At 40.8% G+C, this 24,009-nt stretch carries 14 protein-coding genes; 12 read left to right on the top strand and 2 right to left on the bottom strand.

All coding sequences use genetic code 11. The features are described 5' to 3' along the window. The first annotated feature begins 5 nt into the window (after window positions 1–5). From T543_RS10660 to T543_RS10705, 10 genes are all read left to right on the top strand, one after another. A complete protein-coding gene (locus T543_RS10660; protein WP_035768174.1) occupies window positions 6–1,868 on the top strand; it encodes an AAA family ATPase in 1,863 nt (620 codons plus the stop codon). A 344-nt stretch (window positions 1,869–2,212) separates the two neighbouring features. Further along, entirely contained in the window at window positions 2,213–3,352 is a 1,140-nt protein-coding gene (locus tag T543_RS10665) for a glucose-1-phosphate adenylyltransferase (RefSeq protein ID WP_035768175.1), read from the top strand. A gap of 3 nt (window positions 3,353–3,355) precedes the next feature. Then, window positions 3,356–4,474, top strand: a complete 1,119-nt coding sequence (glgD, locus tag T543_RS10670; protein WP_035768176.1) for a glucose-1-phosphate adenylyltransferase subunit GlgD — start codon at window positions 3,356–3,358, stop codon at window positions 4,472–4,474. Window positions 4,475–4,691: 217 nt separating this feature from the next. Then, window positions 4,692–6,722, top strand: a complete 2,031-nt coding sequence (locus T543_RS10675) for a methyl-accepting chemotaxis protein (RefSeq protein WP_051638704.1) — start codon at window positions 4,692–4,694, stop codon at window positions 6,720–6,722. A gap of 148 nt (window positions 6,723–6,870) precedes the next feature. Beyond that, complete coding sequence (locus T543_RS10680; RefSeq protein WP_035768178.1) at window positions 6,871–7,980, top strand: metallophosphoesterase family protein; 1,110 nt, start codon at window positions 6,871–6,873, stop codon at window positions 7,978–7,980. Further along, a complete protein-coding gene (locus tag T543_RS10685) occupies window positions 7,977–10,634 on the top strand; it encodes an ATP-binding protein (protein WP_035768179.1) in 2,658 nt (885 codons plus the stop codon). The genes T543_RS10680 and T543_RS10685 overlap by 4 nt, the downstream gene beginning before the upstream one ends. 350 nt (window positions 10,635–10,984) lie before the next feature. Further along, entirely contained in the window at window positions 10,985–12,004 is a 1,020-nt protein-coding gene (pheS, locus tag T543_RS10690) for a phenylalanine--tRNA ligase subunit alpha (protein ID WP_035768433.1), read from the top strand. A 63-nt stretch (window positions 12,005–12,067) separates the two neighbouring features. Beyond that, on the top strand, window positions 12,068–14,488 hold the full coding sequence (gene pheT / locus T543_RS10695) for a phenylalanine--tRNA ligase subunit beta (RefSeq protein ID WP_035768180.1): 2,421 nt from the start codon (window positions 12,068–12,070) through the stop codon (window positions 14,486–14,488). Between the two features lie 151 nt (window positions 14,489–14,639). Beyond that, window positions 14,640–16,166 (top strand): sodium/proline symporter, encoded by a 1,527-nt coding sequence (locus T543_RS10700; RefSeq protein WP_035768182.1) that lies wholly within the window; start codon window positions 14,640–14,642, stop codon window positions 16,164–16,166. Between the two features lie 40 nt (window positions 16,167–16,206). After that, complete coding sequence (locus tag T543_RS10705; protein ID WP_035768184.1) at window positions 16,207–17,583, top strand: MATE family efflux transporter; 1,377 nt, start codon at window positions 16,207–16,209, stop codon at window positions 17,581–17,583. A 38-nt stretch (window positions 17,584–17,621) separates the two neighbouring features. Here the strand turns inward: T543_RS10705 and T543_RS10710 are convergent, their stop codons facing one another. Continuing rightward, window positions 17,622–18,515, bottom strand: a complete 894-nt coding sequence (locus T543_RS10710) for a helix-turn-helix transcriptional regulator (protein WP_035768185.1) — start codon at window positions 18,513–18,515, stop codon at window positions 17,622–17,624. A 176-nt stretch (window positions 18,516–18,691) separates the two neighbouring features. Between T543_RS10710 and T543_RS10715 the strand changes: the two genes are divergently transcribed. Together T543_RS10715 and T543_RS10720 are read left to right on the top strand one after the other, a co-directional pair. Then, window positions 18,692–21,109: a glycoside hydrolase family 3 protein gene (locus T543_RS10715; RefSeq protein ID WP_051638705.1), complete on the top strand. Its 2,418-nt coding sequence runs from the start codon at window positions 18,692–18,694 to the stop codon at window positions 21,107–21,109. Further along, entirely contained in the window at window positions 21,109–22,467 is a 1,359-nt protein-coding gene (locus tag T543_RS10720) for an MATE family efflux transporter (protein ID WP_035768187.1), read from the top strand. Before T543_RS10715 ends, T543_RS10720 begins: the two co-directional genes overlap by 1 nt. Window positions 22,468–22,488: 21 nt before the next feature. On the opposite strand, the gene T543_RS10725 is transcribed toward T543_RS10720, so the two are convergent. Continuing rightward, the gene (locus T543_RS10725; RefSeq protein ID WP_035768189.1) at window positions 22,489–23,739 is read right to left on the bottom strand and encodes a helix-turn-helix domain-containing protein; all 1,251 of its coding nucleotides are present in this window, start codon (window positions 23,737–23,739) and stop codon (window positions 22,489–22,491) included. Between the last annotated feature and the right edge of the window lie 270 nt (window positions 23,740–24,009).

A 24,009-nucleotide genomic window follows, 5' to 3' on the forward strand; every position in this document is an offset into this window, starting at 1 on the left:
TTCATATGAAATCCTGCAAGCAAATGGCTGTGGTATGGGGAATATCGGAGCGTAGAGTGACGGAATTCTGCAAGGAAGGTATGATTCCCGGAGCTGTTAAGGTGGGTAAAAGATGGCAGATACCGGATGATGCAAAGCGTCCGGCTGATAAGCGTATCGTTACAGGACGATATATCAAGTCGGGAGTAGAGAATGAAAAAAAACCACTTCCGGTAGGAATATCGGATTATATCCGTGCACAGTCAGAATACTATTATGTGGACAAGACACTCCTGATCAAAGAGTTTCTTGATCGTAAAGCTTTTGTCTCATTATTTACAAGACCAAGACGTTTCGGAAAGACCCTGAATATGGATATGCTTCGGGTTTTCTTTGAAATATCTGATGAAGATACAAGCAGGTATTTTACCGACAAAGAGATCTGGAAGTGCGGGGATGAGTACAGAAAGCATCAGGGGAAGTATCCTGTGATATTTCTTACATTTAAAGATGTCAAATATGATTCCTGGGAAGCAACGTTTGCAAAGATCTCCGGGCTGCTGCAGGAAGAATTTGGAAGACATTCTGAACTGCAAAATAGTGATAAACTCGAAAAGTATGAGAAAGACTATTTTGAGAAAGTATTAAACGGACAGGCGAATGAAGTAGAGCTTTCGGCTTCTCTTCAAAGGCTTTCCAAAATGCTTGCAGCTCATTACAAAAAAGCCCCGATCATCATTATTGATGAGTATGATACTCCGATCCAGGAAGGGTATTCGAAGGAATTCTATGATGAGATAATCGGATTCATGAGGAACTTTTTTTCCGGAGCATTCAAGGACAACAGTAACCTGTCATATGGATTCCTGACCGGTATATTAAGGATAGCGCAGGAGAGCATTTTCAGTGGTCTGAACAATCTTACGGTTAATTCGGTAATGGACGAGGAGTACGATGGTTTCTTTGGATTCACTGAATCGGAAGTGAGAGAAATGCTTGCTTATTATGGAGCATCCGATAAGGAGGAGGAACTTCGGAACTGGTATGATGGATATCTCTTCGGGAACAAGGAAATATATAACCCGTGGTCAGTGATCAATTACTTGTCAAGAGGATGCCTGCCGCAGGCATACTGGGTGAACACCGGAAAGAACGAAGTACTGGAAGATGTACTGAAGGCTGCAACGGGCGATATCACGGAGAAACTGTATTCCCTTCTTCAGGGCGAGCGTATGATTGCCAGGATCGATCAGAACGTGGTGTACAGATCACTTGCAGAAGATCCTGCGAATATATACAGTCTGCTTCTGGTAGCCGGATATCTGAAGACACCAAAGAAGGAACTTCAGGGCGATGGAGCATGGCTGTGTGAGGTTTCGATACCGAACCGCGAGATAGCTGCAGTATATAAGAGTGAGATCCTGTTGCATCTGATGCAGATCGGCGCAATGGGGAGAGCTACAGCCAATAAGATCGCTGAGAGTCTTTTTTCACAGGATACAAAGAAACTGCAGGACGGAATCGGAGAATACTTAAAGAAGAGCATCAGCTTCTATGATGCCGGAGCGGAGGGGTTTTATCACGGTCTGGTTCTCGGGCTTATCGCTTTGATGGATAACCAGTATCGGATCAGGTCCAACAGAGAGTCCGGCGACGGACGATATGATATCAGCCTGTTCCCCAGGGAAAATAAATACCCGGGGATGATCATGGAATTAAAATGGGATAAAGATCTGAATGATGAGGAACTGGATGCCTTATCTTCAGAAGCTCTTGATCAGATAAATGACAAAGGCTACGATACTGAAATGTGTGAGGAGGGTGTAACTCAGATTATAAAATTCGGGATAGCATTCTCAGGAAAAAGAGTAAAGATAAGAACGGAATAAAACAATGTGCCCTAAGGATCTCTTCGGAGGTCCTTTTTGTTGGACATTAGTTGGACAATGGGCAGTATACTGTAAAAATGTAGAAGGCATCAGGCCTTTGGGGGAATATCATCAGATAGTCTGAAAAGTTTTTCACAATATATAAAGCTGACAGGCAAAAATGAAAATTTAATAGTGAGAAATCACTAAAAAGTGGCGATATTTCTTGCGATAGTTGTGCATATCTATTAAAATAATAGATATAATATTAAGAAAATATTCAGACTTTTATGGGACTGGATAGGAACCGGTGTTAAAAAAGTTGCCGGGGGAATGTTATTATTATTCTAAGAGAGGTAATCAATATGGCTCAAACTAATATGCTTGCTATGATCCTTGCAGGTGGAAGGGGCAGCAGGCTCCATGACTTGACTAACAAAGTCGCAAAACCCGCCGTATCTTATGGCGGAAAATACCGTATTATTGACTTCCCGCTTAGTAACTGCGCAAATAGTGGAATTGATGTAGTCGGAGTTCTTACGCAGTATGAATCTGTACTCCTTAACAGCTATGTTGCCGCAGGCGGAAGATGGGGACTTGATACAAAGGACAGCGGAGTATTCGTACTTACTCCCAGAGAAAAGGCTGATTCAGGTCTTGATGTATACAGAGGAACAGCTGATGCTATTTCTCAGAATATAGATTTTATCGATGCTTATGATCCTGAGTATCTTCTTGTTTTATCCGGCGATCACATCTATAAGATGAACTATGCCAAGATGCTTGCATATCATAAGGAACACAATGCTGATGCAACGATCGCTGTTATCGGCGTTCCCAAGAAAGAGGCAAGCAGATTCGGTATCATGAATACCGCAAATGACGGACGTATAATCGAATTCGAGGAAAAACCCGCAAAGCCCAAGAGCAATCTGGCTTCGATGGGTATCTATATCTTTAACTGGAAGACAATGCGCAAGATGCTCATTGATGATATGAAGAACCCTGATTCAAGCCACGATTTTGGTAAGGACTTCATTCCGGTAATGCTTGAAGAGGGTAAGGCTCTCTATGCATACGAATTCTCAGGATATTGGAAAGATGTGGGAACTATTGATTCTCTCTGGGAAGCCAATATGGATCTTCTTGACAGTGAGAATGAACTTAATCTTGATGATACTTCATGGAAAATCTACACAGAAGACACTGGAACAATGCCTCAGTATATTGGTTCTACAGCAAAGATTGACAGAGCCTATATCAACCAGGGGGCTGTTGTAAAAGGCGAAGTATCAAGCTCTGTTCTGTTTTCAAATGTAAGAATAGCAGAAGGCGCCAAGGTTAATGATTCTGTTCTTATGCCCGGTGTTGTAGTAGAGGAGGGGGCTGTCATTAATAGAGCACTTGTTGCTGACGGAGTCCGCATAGGCAAAAATGCCAAAGTTGGAGATAAAAAGAGCGAGGACATCCTCCTTGTTGCAAAAAATGTGAAGGGGGAGGCATAAAAAATGGCAAATAAAGCATTTGGTGTAATAAATTCAGCTGCAAACTATATCAGAGTCGAGGGACTTCATGACTACAGACCGATTGGTGCGTTCACATTCCTTGGAAGATTCAGAGTTATCGATTTTCCTATCTCAAATATGAGTAACAGCGGTTTTGACAGGATACATGTTTACTTAAACAGCCGTCCGCGTTCAATAGTTGAGCATATCGGATCTGGAAGACATTACAATATCAACTCAAAGAGAGGTAATCTCCAGCTCCTCTTTACACAGAATAATGGTGCAAGTTCTATCTATAACACAGATATCAATGCATACATGGAAAACCTTGAGCAGATTGAACGTATGCCTCAGGAATACGTAGTGATTGCTCCAAGCTACATGGTTTACAAGCAGGATTATCAGCAGCTTCTTGATGAGCATGTGGCATCAGGAACTGACATTACTCTCTTGTATCACAAGGTTGATCAGGCAAAAGAATACTTCAGAGCTTGCAACGTTGTAACACTTAATAAGCAGAAGGGTGTAGAATCCCTTACCAGAAACATGGGAACTGCTAAAGAAAAGAATATCAGCATGGATACCTATGTTATGAAGAAGGATATCTTTATTGAACTTATTAAGAAGTCAAGAAAAGAGTCATCTGCTTATTCTCTTGCAGATATGATTGCGATCGCGTGCAAAGAATATGATGTAAGAGGATATCAGCACAAGGGCTATTTTGCCGCAATAACAAGTCTTGATGATTACTTCAGATCCAATATGGAACTCCTTGATTTTGATGTGGCTGAAGACTTCTTCAAGGACGACTGGCCATTTTATACCAAGACTACGGATGCATGTCCTACGCAGTATTTCCACGGAGCAAAGGTATCCAATTCGATGATTTGTAACGGCTGCCTGATTGAGGGAAATGTTGAAAATTCCATCATTGGACGTAATGTTCACGTAGGAAAAGGAGCTGTTATCAAAAATTCGATCATACTTGCATATAGTGATATAGCAGACGGAGTTTATATTGAAAATGCGGTGATCGATAAGTGGGCTGACATAAGGAATGTTAAGAAGATTGTGTCAGATTCCGTGACACCTGCTTATGTAAAAAGAAATGATGTTCTCTGATCGAAATTGTTTTTAAAAAATGATGGCTGTTGCACTGCTTTGGTGCGACAGCCATTTTTATATCATAGCGTCTGGAATTTCGGAATTATGTATCTAAAATCATCCAAAATATCGTTTATGGAAATATAATAAATTATTCATAAGCAGATAATTCTTATGTGTTTATTTATTGTGTAAAATAAAAGGTGTATCAGTAATCTTATGGAGGGCAAAAAACATGGGTAAAAGTACAGAAGGTAAGGTTAACACAAAGCACATAAGTGCGCAGCTTTTGCTTGCTATTATTCCGATGACTTTTATAGCAATTACGATTGTTGCAGCATTTATTTCACTTCGTGCTAAGGATGTTATTGTTAAAGAGGCAACTAACGGACTTGAGCAGGAAGCACAGAAAAATGCCGCTGACATTGCCGGAGTTGTGGAAGGTATGGTCAGATATTATGACGGATTTGCCGATACATTCTCAGCATCCACTTATGATAGTGATGAAGCTATCTTTAAGGCATTGGAACCCGGAATGGCAAAATATCCCGGAGTAGTAATTGACCTTTATCTTGCTTTTGGAAAAGACGCTTTCTATGATGGAGGCGGATGGGTTCCTGATGCGGACTACGATCCTACAACAAGAGCATGGTATACAAACGGTGCCAATGCTACATCTATATTTCTTGGACCTCCTTCAGTTGATATGACAACCGGAGAGATGGTTGTATGCGGATCACGTAAGATCTCGCTTGCAGATGGAAGAGAAGGTGTAATGTCTACGGATATTGTGCTTTCAGGAATTTCCCAGACAGCAAGTGCATATAAACCATTGGGAACCGGATCAACTATGATGTTTGACGGCACGATCATGATCGCATCACCTGCTGAGGATCAGATAGGTAAGGATGTTTCTGAATATCCGGATGATACCTTCATTCAGGAAATATCCAAGATCACAACCGCAGGTGGTACGGATGAAATTCTTACTCTTCGCGGTACAGATGGCGCAAGATATTATGTATCAATCGATCCTGTTGCCGGAACAAACTGGTTCCTTGCTTCTTTCGTAAAAGTAACTGATGTTCTTGCCCCTCTTTACAGCTTTATAGCTATAAGTGTAATTCTTGCAGTTATTATGATCGTCGTTATATCAATTATATTGTATAGTCTGATTAACAAGATGATCACTAAGCCTGTAAGCAGACTTACAGATAATATCACACGTATAGCGCAGGGTGATTTCACAGTTGATATCAAGAAGGATGAAAGCAAGAGCAATAACGAGATCGGCACAATGAATAATAATATGTTCGACTATGTTGCTCAGATGAGAAATACACTCACAGAACTAAGAGAAGTTACAGAAAAGCTTGCAGGAGAAGCTACCAATTCAAAGAATGCTTCCAGCGACCTCAATGAACAGGCTGATGAGCAGAGCAAAGCAATGCAGCAGATCCAGGGTGCAATGGATGATATGGCAGATGCTGTTACAGAGCTTGCTAATCAGGCTACCACTCTTGCACAGGAGGTTTCAAATCTTACAGACAAGAGCCAGCAGACAAGAGATACAATGGACAGCCTGGTAACAAAGGCAAGAGACGGACAGCGTGATATGGAAATCGTTCAGAAGGGAATGACAGGAATTTCCCAGTCTATGGAGGATATGAACGACGTTGTAGCTGTTGTCGGAGAGTCAGCGCAGAAGATCAATTCTATTATAGATATGATCAACTCCATTTCCAGCCAGACTAACCTCCTCTCACTTAATGCTTCAATCGAAGCTGCAAGAGCAGGTGAAGCAGGTAAGGGATTCGCGGTTGTTGCTCAGGAGATCGGTCAGCTTGCTCAGAACAGTGCAGATTCAACTCAGCAGATTTCTACAATTATTAAAGAGATCACAGTCCAGATCGAAGAGTTGTCCAATAAGTCAAAGTCCAATATGGAAGAGATCAGTTCCAACATGGATGCTGTCAATACAGCAGGTGCAACATTTGAAGAAATCTTCAAGAGTCTTGATGAGACCAGCGATATAGTTGGAGAGATGATAAGTAAGGTTGGAAGTGTTGATGAGATCGCAACTTCTATGGCAGCTATTTCGGAAGAGCAGTCAGCAAGTACTCAGGAAGTAAGTGCAACAGCAACACATCTTACCTCCAGTGCAGAACAGGTTGCAGAGAATTCCAAGGGTGTAGATACCAGTGCTACTGCTGTATCTGATTCTTCAGAAAAGATTGAAGGTTTGATTAATAATTTCAAACTGTAATATGAATTGAAAACATAATATGGTATTATTCTAAATGGCAACGCACATTATGTGCGCTGCCATTTTTCCATGATTTTGACAATTGTCATGGATGTTCGTTTTGATATTCACTTTAAACAATTTAATATTTTTTTGCGAAGGAATTTTTATGAAGATAATACATTGTGCTGATATGCACCTCGATTCAAAAATGAATGGGAATCTTGATAAAGAAAAGGCAAAAGAGAGGAAATATGAGCTCCTTGCCACTTTTTTAAGGATGGTTGATTATGCAAGGGAAAATGGTGTAAAGGCAATAATTATTGCAGGAGACCTCTTTGATACAAGAAATATCTCGGCAGGAACAAGGAATGCGGTAAAGGAAGCAATCCTGTACAATCCGGAAATTGATTTTTACTATCTGAAAGGAAATCACGGTGGCGCAGATGAATTCTTATCTTACATCGAGGATATGCCTGCAAACCTGAAGCTTTTTAATGATATCTGGACCAGATACGAAATAGGTAATGATACAGGAATTGTTTTAAACGGCATGGAACTGTCAGAGCAAAACGCCGGCATCATATATTCATCTCTTATGCTTGACCCAAGGGATTTTAACATTGTTACACTTCATGGTCAGATAGCCGGATATCAGAGTAAAAATGATGCGGAGACAATCTCACTTTCTGATCTTAAAAACAAGAACATAGATTATCTTGCACTTGGACATATTCACGAATACCAGACGGGGCAGCTCCCTGCAAGAGGATGCTGGTGCTATAGCGGCTGTCTTGAGGGACGAGGCTTTGATGAAAGCGGAGACCACGGATTCGTTGTTCTTGATATAGATGAGAACACACATGAATATGACATGGAATTTGTGAAGTTTTCAAAGAGAAATGTCTTTGTAACAGAGTCGGATATTTCCGGAAAAGAGACAATGCATGAGGTACAGGAAAAAATACTTGAGGATATCACAAATGCAGGATGCACGAATATGGATCTGGTGAAAGTTGTTCTTACAGGAAATGTCAGCATGGACTGTGAGAAGGATGCAGATTATATCGCAAAATGGCTGCAGGAGAGATTCTATTTTGCCAAGGTATCTGATGCTACAAAAATAGCAGTAGACTACAACGATTATGCGTATGATGCTTCACTAAAAGGGGAGTTTGTAAGACTCGTTCAAAAAAGCGAAGATCTGTCGGAAGATATGAAAACCAAGGTGATCGCCCTCGGGATCAGAGCCTTAAGCGGAGAGGAAATAGAAGTATGAAATTAGTTAGCTGTCACATCGAAAACTTTGGAAAATTAAGTGATTTCGATATTGATTTTGCTATGGGGGTTAATACAATTCATGAGAAAAATGCCTGGGGTAAAAGTACGCTCGCTACTTTTATAAGGGTAATGTTCTACGGATTTATCGGTGACTCCAAGAGGAGCGAGCTTGAGAATGAAAGAAAACATTACAGTCCCTGGCAGAAGGGTGTCTACGGAGGAAATATTGTATTTGAGGCAGGCGGAAAGGTATACAGGATAGAGAGAACCTTTGGGCCTAAGAAGTCAGGTACAGATACGTTTGCACTTTATGACAATTCAACCAATCTTATTTCTGATGACTTTACTGAAAACATAGGCGAAGAGCTTTTTGAGATCAATCAGGAGTCCTTCATGAAGACGGTTTTCATTGCGCAGCAGGATTGCCAGACTTATGTGACACCGGATATAAATGCCAAGATCGGAAACGTGTCTGATGCATCTCTTGACATAGGAAGATACGATGCGGTTCAGGATAAATTAAAAAATCTGTTTAATTCGCTCTCACCTGACAGGATCACAGGAGCTGTAAATAAGTTAAGTTCCAGGGTGTTCGAGCTTAGAGAACAGATAAGAGGAAAAGAGTCTGCACTTGAAAATCTGGACAGGGTAGATGCTGAACTTAAAAAGATCGGCAAGGAAAAAGATGAAGCTTCCGGTGCTATTTCAGGTATCCAGAAGGAAATAGCCAGACTTAGTGAGAAGAAGGACGCGCAGGCGGGCGCATTAAAATATCAGACTGTGATAACGGAGGAAGAAAAAGCAAAGGAAAAATATGATTCTCTTTGCGCATTTTTCCCTAAAGAAGTGCCTGCACTTAGTGATGTAAACGAGCAGATAAAGAATATAGATGCTCTTGAGGATAAGCAGCAGATCATCAAAGATTATGAGATGGATGCGGACGAAAAAGAAAAATACGATGCTCTTCTAAGAAAATTTAAAGAAGGTATTCCTGATAAAAAACTCCTGGGTAGCGTAGAAGATGACATTGATAAACTCTCTGAACTTAGAGAAAAGGAGAGGAAGCTTTCGTTATCTGAAAAGGATTTAAACAGGCTGGAAGAAGCAGAGGAAGTTTTCGCAGGATATAAGCCGGATTCAGATGTTTTAACCCGTATGATGGGCGAATGGTCTGAGAGAAAAAACAAGAGCGAGGCACTCCCCACCAAAAGAGCAAACGCTGAACTCTTAAAATCCATGACTAGTGAAAAGAGCGGAGACAATAAGCGAAATACAATTGGCTTTATTCTGCTGTTGCTTGCTTTTTTCACAGGGGCAATTGGTATTGCAATAATGCTTTTGTATAACCAGATAGCAGGAATTATATGTCTTATGCTTGGAATTGTGCTCCTTGCTCCGGGTCTTTTCTTTGTGATAACAAGGGATAAGAAAAAGCCCTCTGAAGGGCAAAAAAATGCGCAGAACAGCTACATGGCAATTCTGGAGGACATAAGAAAAGATGAGAGCTTCATCGATCAGGTCGATACGGAAATCAGGGTTTTGTTTAACAGACTGGGTCTGGAATATTCTGAAATAGATGCGTATATGCAGCTTTCTGATCTGAGGGAGCTTTCAAGGGACTATGATGAATTAAAACTAAGATATGATAAATATCTGGATATGCGCCTTGATGAGAGGATAGAGGATGAGTGCGAAATAATCGAGCATTTCTTTGGCACATACGAAGTTACTGCCACGGAAAAAGATTATGCCAAGGCTTTTCATAATTTAAAAGCAGATGCTGAAAGCTATGAGAGATTAAAGAGGCAGAATGAAGAGCTTCTTAAAGCAAAAAAGGCCGAAGAAGATATTACAAATACGATAAATGACTTTATTGCAGAGCTGGGTTTTTCTGCTCAGAATGACAAGAAAGCTTTCCTCAATCAGCTAAGAGATGCTGTGATCGAGCTTTCGAGACAGGAAGAGCTCCTAAAAGAAAAAACAAAAGAAAGAACTGAGTTTGAAGCTCAAAACGATACTTCGAAGATTGACGTCTCGATGCTTGAAAAAGAAGATGACACATCGGAATCCCTGGAAACTTTAAGCAGCAGATTCAATGAACTTAAGAGTAGTTTGGATGAAATGAAATTAACAGAGGATGGCTATATAAAACAAAAGGAGTATTTACTAGAAAAGATTGATGAAATAGAAAGCGCTGAACAGGAACTGGAGGATGTCACAGAGAAGGTACAGACTTACACCGAAAAATATGAGGTAGTAAAGCATACAAGAAACTACCTTGAACAGGCGAAGATTAATTTCTCCTCCAGATACATGGATATTATCAGGGAATCCTTTGAGAAATATCATGGCATTATATCCGGAAGCAGCGAAGAATATGAACTTGATGCCAATCTCAATATTTTGCTTAAGGAAAGGGGTTCGCTCCATGATGTAAAGCTAATGAGTGAAGGATACAAGGATCTTGTTGGCCTGTGCAGGAGAATGGCAATGGTTGATTCCATGTACACTAAGGAAAAGCCCTTCCTTATTTACGACGATCCCTTTGTAAACCTTGATGAGGAAAAACTGACAGGTGCGAAGAATTTCCTTGAAAAGGTATCGAAGGATTACCAGATAATCTATTTTGTCTGCCATGAGAGTAGGGCATAAACTATTGACTTTTTCCTTTTTCAAAAGTAAACTAATTTTCAGAGCGTTGAAGATGTGGGCATAGCCCAAGATGTTCTGTTTTCCCACTGAGAGAGGATAGTCACCGGCTGAGAGCTATCCGGGTAAAGGCAGTTCGGAAATTTCGCATCGGAGCTACAACAAAATACAATGAAGTGTCCGGCGCTTGCGTCGGGAATCAGGGTGGTACCGCGGATTATATTCGTCCCTTGCATCTAAAAAGATGCGAGGGATTTTTTTATTGAATAGGAAATTTCTCCGAAATTCCTATTCAATATATCAAAAAAGCACCTCGCTTCCGGAAAGAGCAAAAAGAAAGGTGGGTAAACATGATTAAAGAACAGTTAGAAAAGATCAGGGAAACTGCGCTTAAGCAGATAAGCGAGACTGACGGACTTGAGAAGCTGAACGATGTACGTGTTAATTTCCTTGGTAAAAAGGGTGAGCTTACAAGTATCTTAAAGAGCATGAAAGATGTTGCTCCTGAAGACAGACCTAAGGTTGGACAGATGGTCAATGAGGTCAGACAGGAGATTGAGAAGCAACTTGAAGAAAATAAGAACAGAATGGAGAAGGCTCTTCGTGAGGCAAAACTTGCTTCCGAGACTATTGACGTAACACTCCCTGCCAAGAAAAACAAGGTAGGACATCGTCATCCCAATACAATAACACTTGAGGATGTTGAAAACATTTTCATCGGCATGGGCTATGAAGTTGCAGAAGGTCCTGAAGTTGAGAGAGATTACTACAACTTTGAGGCATTAAATATTCCGGCTGATCACCCTGCAAAGGATGAGCAGGATACATTCTATATTTCCGGTGATTTCCTTCTCAGAACACAGACTTCTTCAACACAGGTTCATGAGATGGAAAAGGGTAAGCTTCCTATTAAGATGATCGCTCCCGGAAGAGTATTCAGAGCTGACGAAGTAGATGCAACTCACAGCCCCAGCTTCCATCAGATCGAGGGACTTGTTATTGATAAAGACATAACCTTTGCAGATCTTAAGGGTACTCTTGCAGAGTTCGCAAAAGAAATATTCGGCGATGATGTTAAGGTTAAATTCAGACCTCACCACTTCCCGTTCACTGAGCCTTCTGCTGAGATGGACGTAAGCTGCTTTAAGTGCGGCGGCAAAGGCTGCAGATTCTGTAAGGGTGAAGGATGGATCGAAATCCTTGGATGTGGTATGGTTCATCCCCACGTACTTGAAATGAGCGGAATTGACCCTAATGAATACTCAGGCTTCGCATTTGGCCTTGGCCTCGAAAGAATCGCCGTCCTCAAATACGAAATCGACGACATGCGTCTCCTGTACGAGAACGACATTAGATTCTTAGAACAGTTTTGAGTAGGCGGGGTAAAAATCTAATACCGGGCGAGTCACGCATTTTATATAAAAGGAGAAAACAAAATGGATGCATCATTATCATGGATAAAAGCATATGTACCGGATTTGAATGTGAGCGATCAGGAATTTCTTGATGCACTTACTTTATCCGGAACAAAGGGCGAGAATTATCATCGCCTTGATAACAACCTTGAGAAAATTGTTGTTGGACAGATTGAAAAAATAGAGCAGCACCCTGATGCTGATAAACTTGTTATCTGCCAGGTTAACGTAGGAACTGAAAAGGTTCAGATCGTTACAGGCGCAAATAACATGAAGGAAGGGGACAAGGTTCCCGTAGTTCTTGACGGAGGAAGAGTTGCAGGCGGACATGACGGAGGCCCTAACCCTGAGAACGGAATCAAGATCAAAGCAGGTAAGCTTCGCGGAGTAGAGAGCTTTGGTATGATGTGCTCAATAGAAGAGCTTGGTTCTTCCAAAGACTTCTATCCCAATGCACCTGAAGAAGGTCTTTACATCTTCCCTGAGGATACAGAAGTTGGAGCAGATGCTGTTGAAGTTCTCGGACTTCACGACACAGTATTTGAGTTTGAAGTAACAAGTAACCGTGTAGACTGCTACAGCATTCTCGGTATCGCAAGAGAAGCAGCAGCTACCTTCAAGCTTCCTTTCAAGGCTCCCGAAGTTAAGGTTGAGGAAACCAGTGAAAAAGCTTCTGATTATATTTCGGTTGAAGTGCAGGATACAGACCTTTGCTCACGTTACTGTGCAAGAGTCTGCACAGACATCAAGGTTGGTCCTTCACCTGAATGGATGCAGAGAAGACTTGCATCATGCGGCGTAAGACCTATAAACAACCTCGTAGATATCACAAACTACGTAATGCTTGAGTATGGTCAGCCTATGCATGCGTTTGACCTTTCAACTATTGCAGGAAACAAGATAGTAGTTAAGAGAGCAAAAGACGGTGAGAAGTTCGTAACTCTTGACGGTCAGGAGAGAACTCTTGATAAAGATGTACTTATGATCTGCGACGGAGAAAAGGAAGTTGCTATCGGCGGTATCATGGGCGGTGAAAACTCAATGATCACAGGTGACGTTAAGACAGTTCTTTTTGAGGCAGCTACATTTAACGGACCCAACATCAGAAAGAGTGCAAAGAGAATCGGTCTTCGTACTGATGCATCAGGATTCTTCGAAAAAGGTCTTGATCCCAATAATGCTGAGGCTGCAATCAACAGAGCTTGCCAGCTCGTAAATGAACTTGGCTGCGGAAAAGTTGTTTCAGGAATGGTAGAAGCAGGCCTTCCCATTAAGCCTCTTAAAAGAATAAAGTTTGAGCCCGACAGGATCAACAAGCTCCTTGGAACAGACATTGATGAACAGACAATGCTTGAAATCTTCAAGAGAGAAGAGCTTGAGTATGATGAAAAGACTAACGAAATTGTAGTTCCCAGCTTCAGACAGGATCTTATCGGCATGTGCGATATAGCTGAGGAAGTTGCAAGATTCTACGGATATGACAAGATACCTTCAACACTTCCCAAGAATGCTCCCACAACAGGTAAGCTTACATTCAAGATGAATGTTGAAAAGACAGCAAGAGAAGTCGCACAGTTCTGCGGATTCTCACAGGCTTACGGATACTCATTTGAGAGCCCCAAGGTATTTGACAAGCTCCTTCTTGCTGAGGATGCACCTGAAAGAAATGCTATAAAGATTTCTAATCCTTTAGGTGAAGACTTCTCAATTATGAGAACAATTCCCCTTAATGTTATCCTTACAAGCCTTGCTACAAACTACAAGCGCAGAAATAAGGATGTAAGACTCTACGAGCTTGCAAATATTTATATTGCTAAGGAGCTTCCTCTTAAGGATCTTCCGGATGAGAGATCACAGTTTGTTCTTGGCTTCTATGGCGAGGGAGATTTCTTCACAATGAAGGGCGTTTGCGAAGAATTCCTTGGACAGATTGGAATGGCTGATGACCTTTCCTATGAGCCAAAGGCAGGTAAGCCTTTCCTTCATCCCGGAAGACAGGCGCTTATACAGTATAAGAACGAAACACTTGGATATCTTGGTGAAGTACATCCTGAGGTACTTGATAATTACGGAATCGGCCAAAGAGCATATATTGCAGTGATCGATATCCCTGCAGTTCTTCCTCATGCTTCATACAGCAGAGTATATTCAGGTATTGCAAAGTTCCCTGCTGTTACAAGAGATATCAGTATGGTTGTTCCTACAGATGTTCTTGCAGGAGACATTGAAAAGATGATCAGACAAAGAGGCGGAAAGAAGCTTGAGACTCTTGAACTCTTTGATATCTACGAAGGCGCTCAGATTGAAGCAGGATTTAAATCAATGGCATATTCACTTTCATTCAGAGACAAGGAAAAGACACTTGAAGATGATGAAGTAAATTCAGCAATGAAGAAAATCCTTAACGGTCTTGAAAGCCTCGGAATCTCTCTTAGAAGCTGATCAATAAATTCATAGGCATTAAAGATACAGAACCCGGCACAGAACAATGTGCCGGGTTCTTTTTAATAGTTAAATCATAGTGAAAAAGTATGTTGATTTTATTACTTTACTGTGGTAACGTATTAAAAAATGTTTGTTGAGGAGGAGCAAAATGGCTACACATTATATCTTGGGTATTGTTATCGTGCTGTATCTTGCGATGATGATCCTTATCGGAGTTATTTTTTCAAAGGGAAATGATGATGCGGGAGATTTTTATCTTGGCGGAAGAAAACTGGGGCCTCTCGTAACAGCTATGAGTGCGGAAGCATCTGACATGAGCAGCTGGCTGCTTCTTGGTATCCCGGGACTTGCTTATTTGACGGGTATGGCTGATGCGACATGGACCATAATAGGTCTTGCTATCGGAACATATTTAAACTGGCTTTTTGTTGCTGCAAGGCTCAGAAAATATACCGAAAAGATCGGGGCAATAACAATTCCCGAGTACTTTGCTGCAAGATACAAGGATGAGAAAAATATCATAACCCTGATATCAGCAGTTGTTATCGTGATCTTCTTTATTCCTTATGTTGCATCAGGTTTTGCAGCATGCGGAAAGCTTTTCAATACCTTATTCGGGATCAATTACCTGTTTGCAATGATCGTCAGTGCCATCATTATTGCACTTTACTGCTCACTTGGCGGATTCAAGGCAGTCTGCATGACAGACCTTGTTCAGAGTATTGCGATGACAATATCGCTTATTATTGTCATCTTCTTTGGAATAAACCAGGCGGGAGGAGTAGACGCGGTAATAGACAATGCAAAATCCCTTCCCGGATATTTCAGCATTACAAATATATATGACCCCGTCAGCAAGACTTCTACTCCATACGGCGCTCTTACTGCATGTTCGATGCTTGCCTGGGGACTTGGATATTTTGGAATGCCCCATATCCTTGTTCGTTTTATGGCTATAAGTGATGAGAAAAAGATTGCCCTGTCCAGAAGAGTTGCAAGTGTGTGGGTTGTAATTGCTATGTTTGTTGCTCTTTCAATCGGAGTTATAGGACTTGCAATGAGTACAAATGGCAAGATTCCTGTTCTTGAAGGAAGTGGCAATTCAGAGAGAGTTATTATCTATATCACAAATCTGATGAGTACATATGGAATCCCGGCATCGATAATTGCAGGAATCATTCTTTCCGGTATTCTGGCTGCAACAATGTCTACAGCGGATTCACAGCTTCTTGCTTCTGCATCTGCTATTTCTGCCGATCTCATTCAGGCTTTCGGCAAAAAGAAGCTTGATGATGAAACACAGGTTAAGGTAGCAAAGGTTACTGTTGTGCTTATCTCTATTATCGCTATATTTATAGCAAGAGACCCGGATTCATCTGTGTTCCAGATCGTATCATTTGCATGGGCAGGTTTTGGTGCAGCATTTGGCCCTGTTGTCTTGCTTTCGCTTTTCTGGAAGAGATCTAATCTGCAGGGCGCACTTGCAGGAATGATCACGGGTGGTGCATTTGTATTTATCTGGAAGTATGGAATTGCTAAACTGGGTGGAGGTTTTGCAATATATGAACTTCTTCCTGCTTTTGCAATTGCACTTGTTGTAAATGTCGTAGTGAGCCTTTTGACAAAAGCTCCTGATAGAGAGGTAGTAAATACATTTGAAAACCTATATAATTAAATCAAAAATTTGATAAGGATAATATTTTAAGAGTATAGGTATGAATATTAAGAGTATTTTTGCCCCGGTTGATATGACGGAGGGGCATCCTGTAAAGCAAATAGTTAAATTTACGATTCCTATGCTGCTGGGCAATGTAGCTCAGCAGCTTTATAACACAGTAGACAGTATTATAGTCGGAAGATTTGTAGGCGATAATGCACTTGCCGCTGTTGGAAGTGCAGGACCGCTGCTTAATCTGATGCTGGTTCTCTTTATGGGAATTGCGGTAGGCGCATCCATCATGGTTTCCCAGTATTTTGGTGCCAGAAGAAGAGAAGAATTATCCAGAACTATCGGTGCAAGTGTAACACTGACCGGTATAGCATCACTGTTTATCATGATTGTAGGACCGCTTATTACGAGACCTATACTAGAGCTTCTTGGAACTCCGGGGAGCATAATAGACTGGTGTACAAGTTATCTGTGGATTATTTTTATAGGTATAGCAGGCGGTGGATATTACAACATCATGAGCGGTGTTTTAAGAGGCCTTGGAGATTCAATATCAGCACTCATATACCTGCTTGTAGCAACTGTTCTTAATATCATTCTTGATCTTGTCTTTGTGGCATATTTTGGAATGGGAGTTGCCGGAGTTGCACTTGCTACGGTTATAGCGCAGTTTGTATCTGCTATATTATCCATACGCAAGCTCACTCAGATGACCGATGTATTTGATATGAAAAAGGAATACCTTATTCCTGAGAAGTACTACACAGGGAATCTCATAAGACTAGGACTTCCTTCAGGTGTGACACAGGCTATCTTTTCAATGTCAATGATAGTTGTTCAGAATCTGACCAACACATTCGGAGAGCAGTATATAGCCGCCAACGTAATAGTTATGAGAGTTGACGGCTTCGTAATGCTTCCTGCTTTTTCATTTGGATCTGCGATGACCACGTTTGCGGGTCAGAATATCGGTGCAGGAAAAGTTGACCGCGTTGAGCATGGCGCAAGGAACGGCACACTCGTTGCGATGGGAATATCCGCGGTGCTCTCAGTTATGATCCTTATATTTGGAAAATTCATAATGGGGATATTTACAAGCACACAGGATCTTATCAATTTGAGCTATAACATGATGTGCATCCTTATTATAGGTTATATTGCCATGGAGGTAACTCAGTGCTTGTCAGGTATAATGAGAGGCGCGGGAGATACGATGACGCCCATGTGGATATCAATGTTTTCTGCGATAATAATGAGAGTGCCGCTTGCTTATTTATTTGTAAATATGACCAAGACACCGCAGCTTCCGCAGGGTAACTGCTATATGATGCAGGTGTCCATGCTTGTTACCTGGACACTTGGCGCGTTTATCACCTTCCTTATGTACAAGGTCGGAAGGTGGAAAAATAAAGCTATTTCGTAAATACAAATGCTTTTAGCTAAATTTGCAGAACTTGCATTTTACATAGTCTTGGACTTTTGATGAAACATCTTGTATTCGAAAGGAGTGACTTCATATTTTTTCTTAAAATATGTTATGAAGGCACTGGTGCTGGGAAATGATAAAAGGTCTGATATCGCGGAAACTGAGATGTCTGATATTTCAAGTGCGTGTGCCGCATAATCAAGCTTTTGATTTCTTATAAATTCTATTGGACGTATGGACAACTCCTGTTCAAAAATCTTGGAAATATAGCCCTCACTTTTGCCTGTGATAGATGACAGGTCTGTGAGGGTTATTTTATCGTGAAGGTGTCTGTAAATATACTCGCAGCATTTTTTTACATAGAGTCCGCAGTTTCTGTATTTGTAATTTGAAACCTGATAAGTAAAATCGTAGAGGGCACAAGTTTGCAGGATGTTGAGCTTTTGGATGTCTCTTTCCATAAGGCTGTATTTGATGTAGTTGTCGCTAAGAGAGTATGCGATGTGGTCGGGAAGACCGCCATCAAGAGCAGCTCTTGTGTAGAGAGTGATACCACTTACAAACATGCTTATCGCCTGAGATAAGGGGTCATCGGATACTTCGCCTATGTCGTTAAATGAGCCGGGATCATAGTGGTTTGCAGTAGGGTCAAAGCTCTCTATAATGGTAAGTATCCTGGGGACATTTCCGGATGATATGTAGAACATAAGAGATTTCTCTGCGGCTCTCTTATAAGATATGGGATCGCCCAGACCTTCTGTTTCAAAAAAGACTTGCTCTTCAAAGCCTTTTAGTATTTTTGTTCTTATTTTTGCTACGGATTTGTCCGGAGTAAAACCTTTTTCTGCGATGACCCTCATGTCATCCATCAGTAATCTGTAGAGTTCATCGGGCTTTTTGGGTTCCTGCTTTCTTGTGTTTTCTTTCATTTTTGCTACCTTCAAAGTATTTAAATTGACAACCAAAAAAATATATATTTATTCGATATCATATATAAATATTTTATAAAAATGTTATGCTAATTTCAATCACGATATAAGTAGGAATATGGGGATATTCTTACTATGAAAAACAAAAAAACAAAATGTATTGGAGAGGTTTTAAAATGGAAAAATACGAACAGGAACATTTGGAACTGGTAAAAAAGACTGCAGCAGAGTGCACACTTTTTCTTAAAAAGGATGACACATTTCCGCTTACTGCACCTTGCAAAGTAGCTGCTTTTGGTAACGGTATCCGCCATACAATAAAGGGCGGAACAGGTTCAGGTGAAGTTAACAGCAGATTTTCAGTAAATGTAGAACAGGGTCTTAAGGATGCCGGATTTACAATTACTACAGAAAAATGGCTTGATGCCTTTGATGAAGTTCTGGTAGAAAATCACAAGAAGTTTGTAAAGAACTTAAAGGAAGAAGCTGCTGCACTGGGCGTTAATGCTCTGATGTACGGAATGGGCATGGTTCAGCCTGAACCTGAGCATGATCTTCCTCTTGACGGCGACGGTGATGTCTGTATCTATGTACTTGCCAGAAATTCAGGAGAAGGTAACGACAGAAAGCCCGAAAAGGGAGATGTACTTCTTACGGATTCTGAGGCAAGAGATATAAATGCTCTTAATAAGAAGTTTGATAAGTTCTTACTTGTATTAAATGTTGGTGGTCCCGTTGACCTTACACCGGTACTTGATGTTAAAAATATTCTTCTTCTTTCACAGCTCGGAGTAGTTACCGGCAATGTTCTTACGGATATAGTACTCGGCAAAGTAAATCCTTCCGGAAAGCTTGCAACAACCTGGGCAAAATGGGAAGACTACAGCACAATCGGTGATTTTGGCGATAAGGATGATGTCAATTACAAAGAGGGAATCTACGTTGGCTACAGATACTTTGACACAATGAATGTGAAGCCTATATTTGAATTCGGCTTTGGCAAATCCTACACAGAATTTGACGTAGAACCCACGGGGGCAACAAATAATAAGGATGAAATAACAGTTAACGTTAAGGTAACAAATACAGGCAAGGTAAGCGGCAAAGAAGTAGTTCAGGTATACGTGGCATGTCCTTTGGGAAAACTGGATAAGCCTCTTAAGGATCTGGCAGCTTTTGTAAAGACAAAAGAACTTAAAGCAGGTGAGAGTGAAGTTGTAAGTGCCTCCTTCAAGCTTTCAGACCTCGCATCCTATGACGAGGAAACCGCAAGTTATATTCTTGATAAAGGAAACTATGTAGTTTGCGCAGGCAACAGTTCAAGAAATGTTAAGGGTGTGGCAGCCATAGTTCTTGCAGATACGGTTACTACACTTAAGGCAAGGAACTGTCTTGGAACTCCGGGATTTAAGGATTTTGTTCCCACAAATAAGAATGAAATCACTATTGACGGACTTGCAAAGATTGAGCTTTCAGCATCTGATTTTGAGACTGTTTCAGTAAAATATGATGCGGACTATCCTGTAGATGATATCATCGCAGCACTTTCTGATGAAGAACTCGCATTTATTAACACAGGTGCTTTTGATCCCAAAAAGACAGGAATGGAAGTAATAGGTAATGCATCATTTGCTGTTGCAGGTGCAGCAGGAGAGACAACAACTCTTTATAAGGATAAGGGCATAAAGAGTATGGTTATGGCTGATGGCCCTGCAGGTCTTCGTCTTAACAAAGAATACTATGAAGACGAAAACGGTGTTCACGGTATAGGTTCAAATCTTGAGAGTATGTTTGAGCTTATGGATGATGAAGAAAAGGCTGCAGCTGCAGAGATGGCAAAAAAAGCTGCGCCTAAGGAAGGCACGGTTATAAAAGAGCAGTATGCAACAGCTATTCCGATTGGAACAGCGATTGCTCAGAGCTACAACTATGATCTTGCAAAATGCTACGGTGATATGGTAGGAAAGGAAATGGAGAGATTCCACGTTCAGCTTTGGCTTGCTCCCGCCCTTAATATTCACAGAAGTATTCTTTGCGGAAGAAACTTTGAGTACTATTCAGAAGATCCTCTTGTTGCAGGAATGTTTGCGGCTGCTATTACAGAGGGCGTACAAAGCCATAAGGGATGCGGAACAACAATTAAGCACTATGCAGCAAACAATGCAGAGACAAACAGATATAATAGCAACAGCCATGTATCAGAGAGAGCTATGAGAGAAATCTATCTTAAGGGATTTGGTATCTGCGTAAGAAAGACTCAGCCCAAGGCTGTTATGACATCCTATAACCTCTTAAACGGCCAGCATACTTCTGAGCACAGAGGACTTATTGAGGATATTTTGAGAAGCGAGTATGGATACGAAGGTATAGTAATGACTGACTGGGTTGTTGATATGCTTTCAGCTTCCAACGAGAATAAATACAGAGGAGCTCTTGCAGCAGAAGTTGTAAAAGCAGGCGGAGATTTGTTTATGCCCGGTTGCCAGAAGGATTTTGATGGTATAATGAAAGGACTTGCTGACGGCTCAATTTCAAGGAAGCAGATTCAGCAGAATGCAACCAGAGTATACAGAATGGCAGAACAGCTTTCATAATGGAAAAACTATTTAGCGATAAAGAATTTTATAACAAACTCATAAGATTGACACTTCCCATAGCTTTTCAAAGTCTGATGCTGGCGGCAGTTGCTGCAGCAGATGCGATAATGCTGGGAAGAATAGAACAAGACCAAATGGCGGCGGTATCACTTGCAACCCAGATTCAGTTTGTTCAGAACATGATTCTGGGTGCAGCGACTGCTGCGGGAGCCATTCTTGGTGCGCAGTATTACGGGAAAAAGGACAATGATTCCATAAATAAAGTATTTGCGATAATGGTCAGGATTGTCGGAATTTTTTCTCTTATAACTGCGGCGGGATGCCTTCTTATTCCTGAGCATTTGATGCACATATTTGCAAGTGACAAGACACTTATTGCAATCGGTGCATCATACCTTAGGATTGCGGCATGGTCTTATTTTCTGACAGGTATATCCGAGAGTTACCTTGTTGTTATGAGGGTAACAAATCATGTAAACAGAAGTGCGCTTATAAGTACCGGAGTTGTTGTTCTTAACATTATACTTAACTCCATATTTATATTCGGAATGTTCGGGCTTCCGGCAATGGGGGCAAACGGCGCAGCCCTTGCTACTCTTATTTCCAGAATAGTTGAGATTATATGGGCTGTAAGTTCCGCACATCAAAAAGGATTTTTGCATCCGAATTACAGCTATATATTTAAATTCTTTAAGGGACTGGAAAAGGACTTTATCAAAGTTGCACTACCGCTTCTTGGAGGTGGTCTCTTCTGGGGTGTTGGATTTACCTCCTACACCGCTATAATGGGACATCTTGGAAGCGATGCGGCGGCAGCCAATTCCGTAGCAGCAGTAGTGAGAGATCTTTTCTGTTGTATGTGTAACGGAATAAGCAGTGCCGGCGGAATTATGGTAGGAAATGAACTTGGAGCAGGAAGACTTGATAAGGGTAAGACCTACGGAATCAGACTTGCAAAGATATCCTATATTATAGGATTTTTATGTACTGGGCTTGTACTTCTTGTTACGGCACCTGTAGTCAGCTTTATGAAGCTTACACCCGTGGCCAGGCAGTATCTTGTGGGAATGATGATTGTAATGGCAGTCTATATGATAGGCAGATGCGTTAACACAATCATTATAAACGGGATATTCGGAGCAGGCGGAGATACATTATTTGACGTTTACAGTCTTGCTGTAACCATGTGGTGTCTGGCAATACCTACGGCGCTTCTGGGGGCATTTGTATTTCACTGGCCGGTGGTTTTGGTTTATGCCTGTACCTGTCTTGATGAAGTCGGCAAGATACCCTGGGTAATGTATCATTTCAAAAAGTATAAATGGGTCAAAGATTTGACAAGAGAAAGGGCGTAACATTTGTTACGCCCTATACATTTATATGCTCTGCTCTTTTGCACTGAGCTTTTCTCTGTATTCCTTTGGTGTGACTCCCTCAAACTTTTTAAACTGGTTGTTGAAGTAACTCTGGGAGCAGAAGTTAAGCAGAGTGCTGATTTCAAGATAACTAAGATCAGTACCTGCAAGAAGACGCTTAGCCTCATCAATTCGGATGCCTGTCATGAAGTCTGTGATGGACTTTCCTGTTTCCTTGTTAAAGAGTGCAGATAAATATTTTGCAGAAATATGGAGCTCTCCGGCAAGCTCTTCAAGACTTACCTTTTCAGGCATTTTTTCTATGATTCTCTTTATGCACTTATTTGTAAGAGGTGAATAGCTCTCGTTTGTGTGAGATTTGATATCGTGGGTGCTTCGGGCAAATCCCATGGTGCCTTCGATTACTATGTTTAAGATTTTATCAAAACTCTTTTGGGTTTTCAGGCTGCCGGTGTATTTGGCAAATCTTGCCTGACATAGCTTTTTGTCATTTCCGCTTTCAATAGAAGAGCGCTTTGCTACAGTCAGAAGTTCCACAGCTCTCATAATGCAGTCTTTATATGAGGCCTTGTTAGGAAATAGTATTTCCAATGATGATTCATCTTCAAAAATGGAATAAAGCTTGTAAATACTGCCGTTCGTCACAAAAATAGAGTAGAGATCCTCTAATTGACAGTATTCTTCGTATAGGACTGAATTATCTGCAAGGTATTCATTATCGTATGAAGAAACAGCTTCTTTTTGCAGGTGAGTTTCTTCTGAGTGGGTGACATGGCCTGCTTTATCCTTAAAATCAGGTGGTGTAAGCCCCAGAATATCTTTGAAAAAGAATGTGACTTCCAGTAAAAATTCTTCTTTTGTAACTACAGGCAGTACATTAGATATTATTCTCTTTTGTTCAACAAAGAGATTTTCCCCAAATGACAGATTTTTCCATAAGTTTCCTGTTGGCTTAGTGGTCATAACAGGACCTATTATTACAGTGAAAAACTGATGTTTTCCGCTGTCCGAAGTAAATTCATAATACATTTCATATGGATTATCCAAATCAAGGTAGGAGCCTTCGATAGAATGTGATATACGAAATGTCTTTGCTTTTTTACGCATATCCTCCATAAGGTTCAAAACAGCTGAGGTTGTGAAGTTTGTGTAACTGAGCTCATGGTTCTGATCGAATACCCACAGAGGTATTTTCTTTTGCTTATAATAATTTTCGAATTTCCACGTAAGCAGCTTAAGATTAGTTTCCATACTTTTCCCTCATTGACAATTAGCAATTATTGCTCTTTGTAATAGTTTCCCCAAAGAAAAGTTTACATTATATTCATAGAAATTTCAAACTTATTATACAAATACACAATAGATTTTATGCGGCTTTTATGGATATATGACAAATTAGACACCACAAAAGGGGCAAAAGTATACAAAATTGACAAATATGGATATTTTTTTATGGATAGGGAAATTTTTATATATTGTTGTCATGTTAAAAAGTATATTAAGTACAAGTCAGGGGGAAAA

Origin of the sequence: Butyrivibrio sp. NC2002 (assembly GCF_000702265.1) — a bacterium.
Lineage (GTDB): Bacteria > Bacillota > Clostridia > Lachnospirales > Lachnospiraceae > Butyrivibrio.

Coding starts and splice junctions, on each gene's coding strand:
- T543_RS10660 (WP_035768174.1), top strand. CDS start 6: ATGAAATCCTGCAAGCAAATGGCTGTGGTATGGGGAATATCGGAGCGT.
- T543_RS10665 (WP_035768175.1), top strand. CDS start 2,213: ATGGCTCAAACTAATATGCTTGCTATGATCCTTGCAGGTGGAAGGGGC.
- glgD (WP_035768176.1), top strand. CDS start 3,356: ATGGCAAATAAAGCATTTGGTGTAATAAATTCAGCTGCAAACTATATC.
- T543_RS10675 (WP_051638704.1), top strand. CDS start 4,692: ATGGGTAAAAGTACAGAAGGTAAGGTTAACACAAAGCACATAAGTGCG.
- T543_RS10680 (WP_035768178.1), top strand. CDS start 6,871: ATGAAGATAATACATTGTGCTGATATGCACCTCGATTCAAAAATGAAT.
- T543_RS10685 (WP_035768179.1), top strand. CDS start 7,977: ATGAAATTAGTTAGCTGTCACATCGAAAACTTTGGAAAATTAAGTGAT.
- pheT (WP_035768180.1), top strand. CDS start 12,068: ATGGATGCATCATTATCATGGATAAAAGCATATGTACCGGATTTGAAT.
- T543_RS10700 (WP_035768182.1), top strand. CDS start 14,640: ATGGCTACACATTATATCTTGGGTATTGTTATCGTGCTGTATCTTGCG.
- T543_RS10705 (WP_035768184.1), top strand. CDS start 16,207: ATGAATATTAAGAGTATTTTTGCCCCGGTTGATATGACGGAGGGGCAT.
- T543_RS10710 (WP_035768185.1), bottom strand. CDS start 18,515: ATGAAAGAAAACACAAGAAAGCAGGAACCCAAAAAGCCCGATGAACTC.
- T543_RS10715 (WP_051638705.1), top strand. CDS start 18,692: ATGGAAAAATACGAACAGGAACATTTGGAACTGGTAAAAAAGACTGCA.
- T543_RS10720 (WP_035768187.1), top strand. CDS start 21,109: ATGGAAAAACTATTTAGCGATAAAGAATTTTATAACAAACTCATAAGA.
- T543_RS10725 (WP_035768189.1), bottom strand. CDS start 23,739: ATGGAAACTAATCTTAAGCTGCTTACGTGGAAATTCGAAAATTATTAT.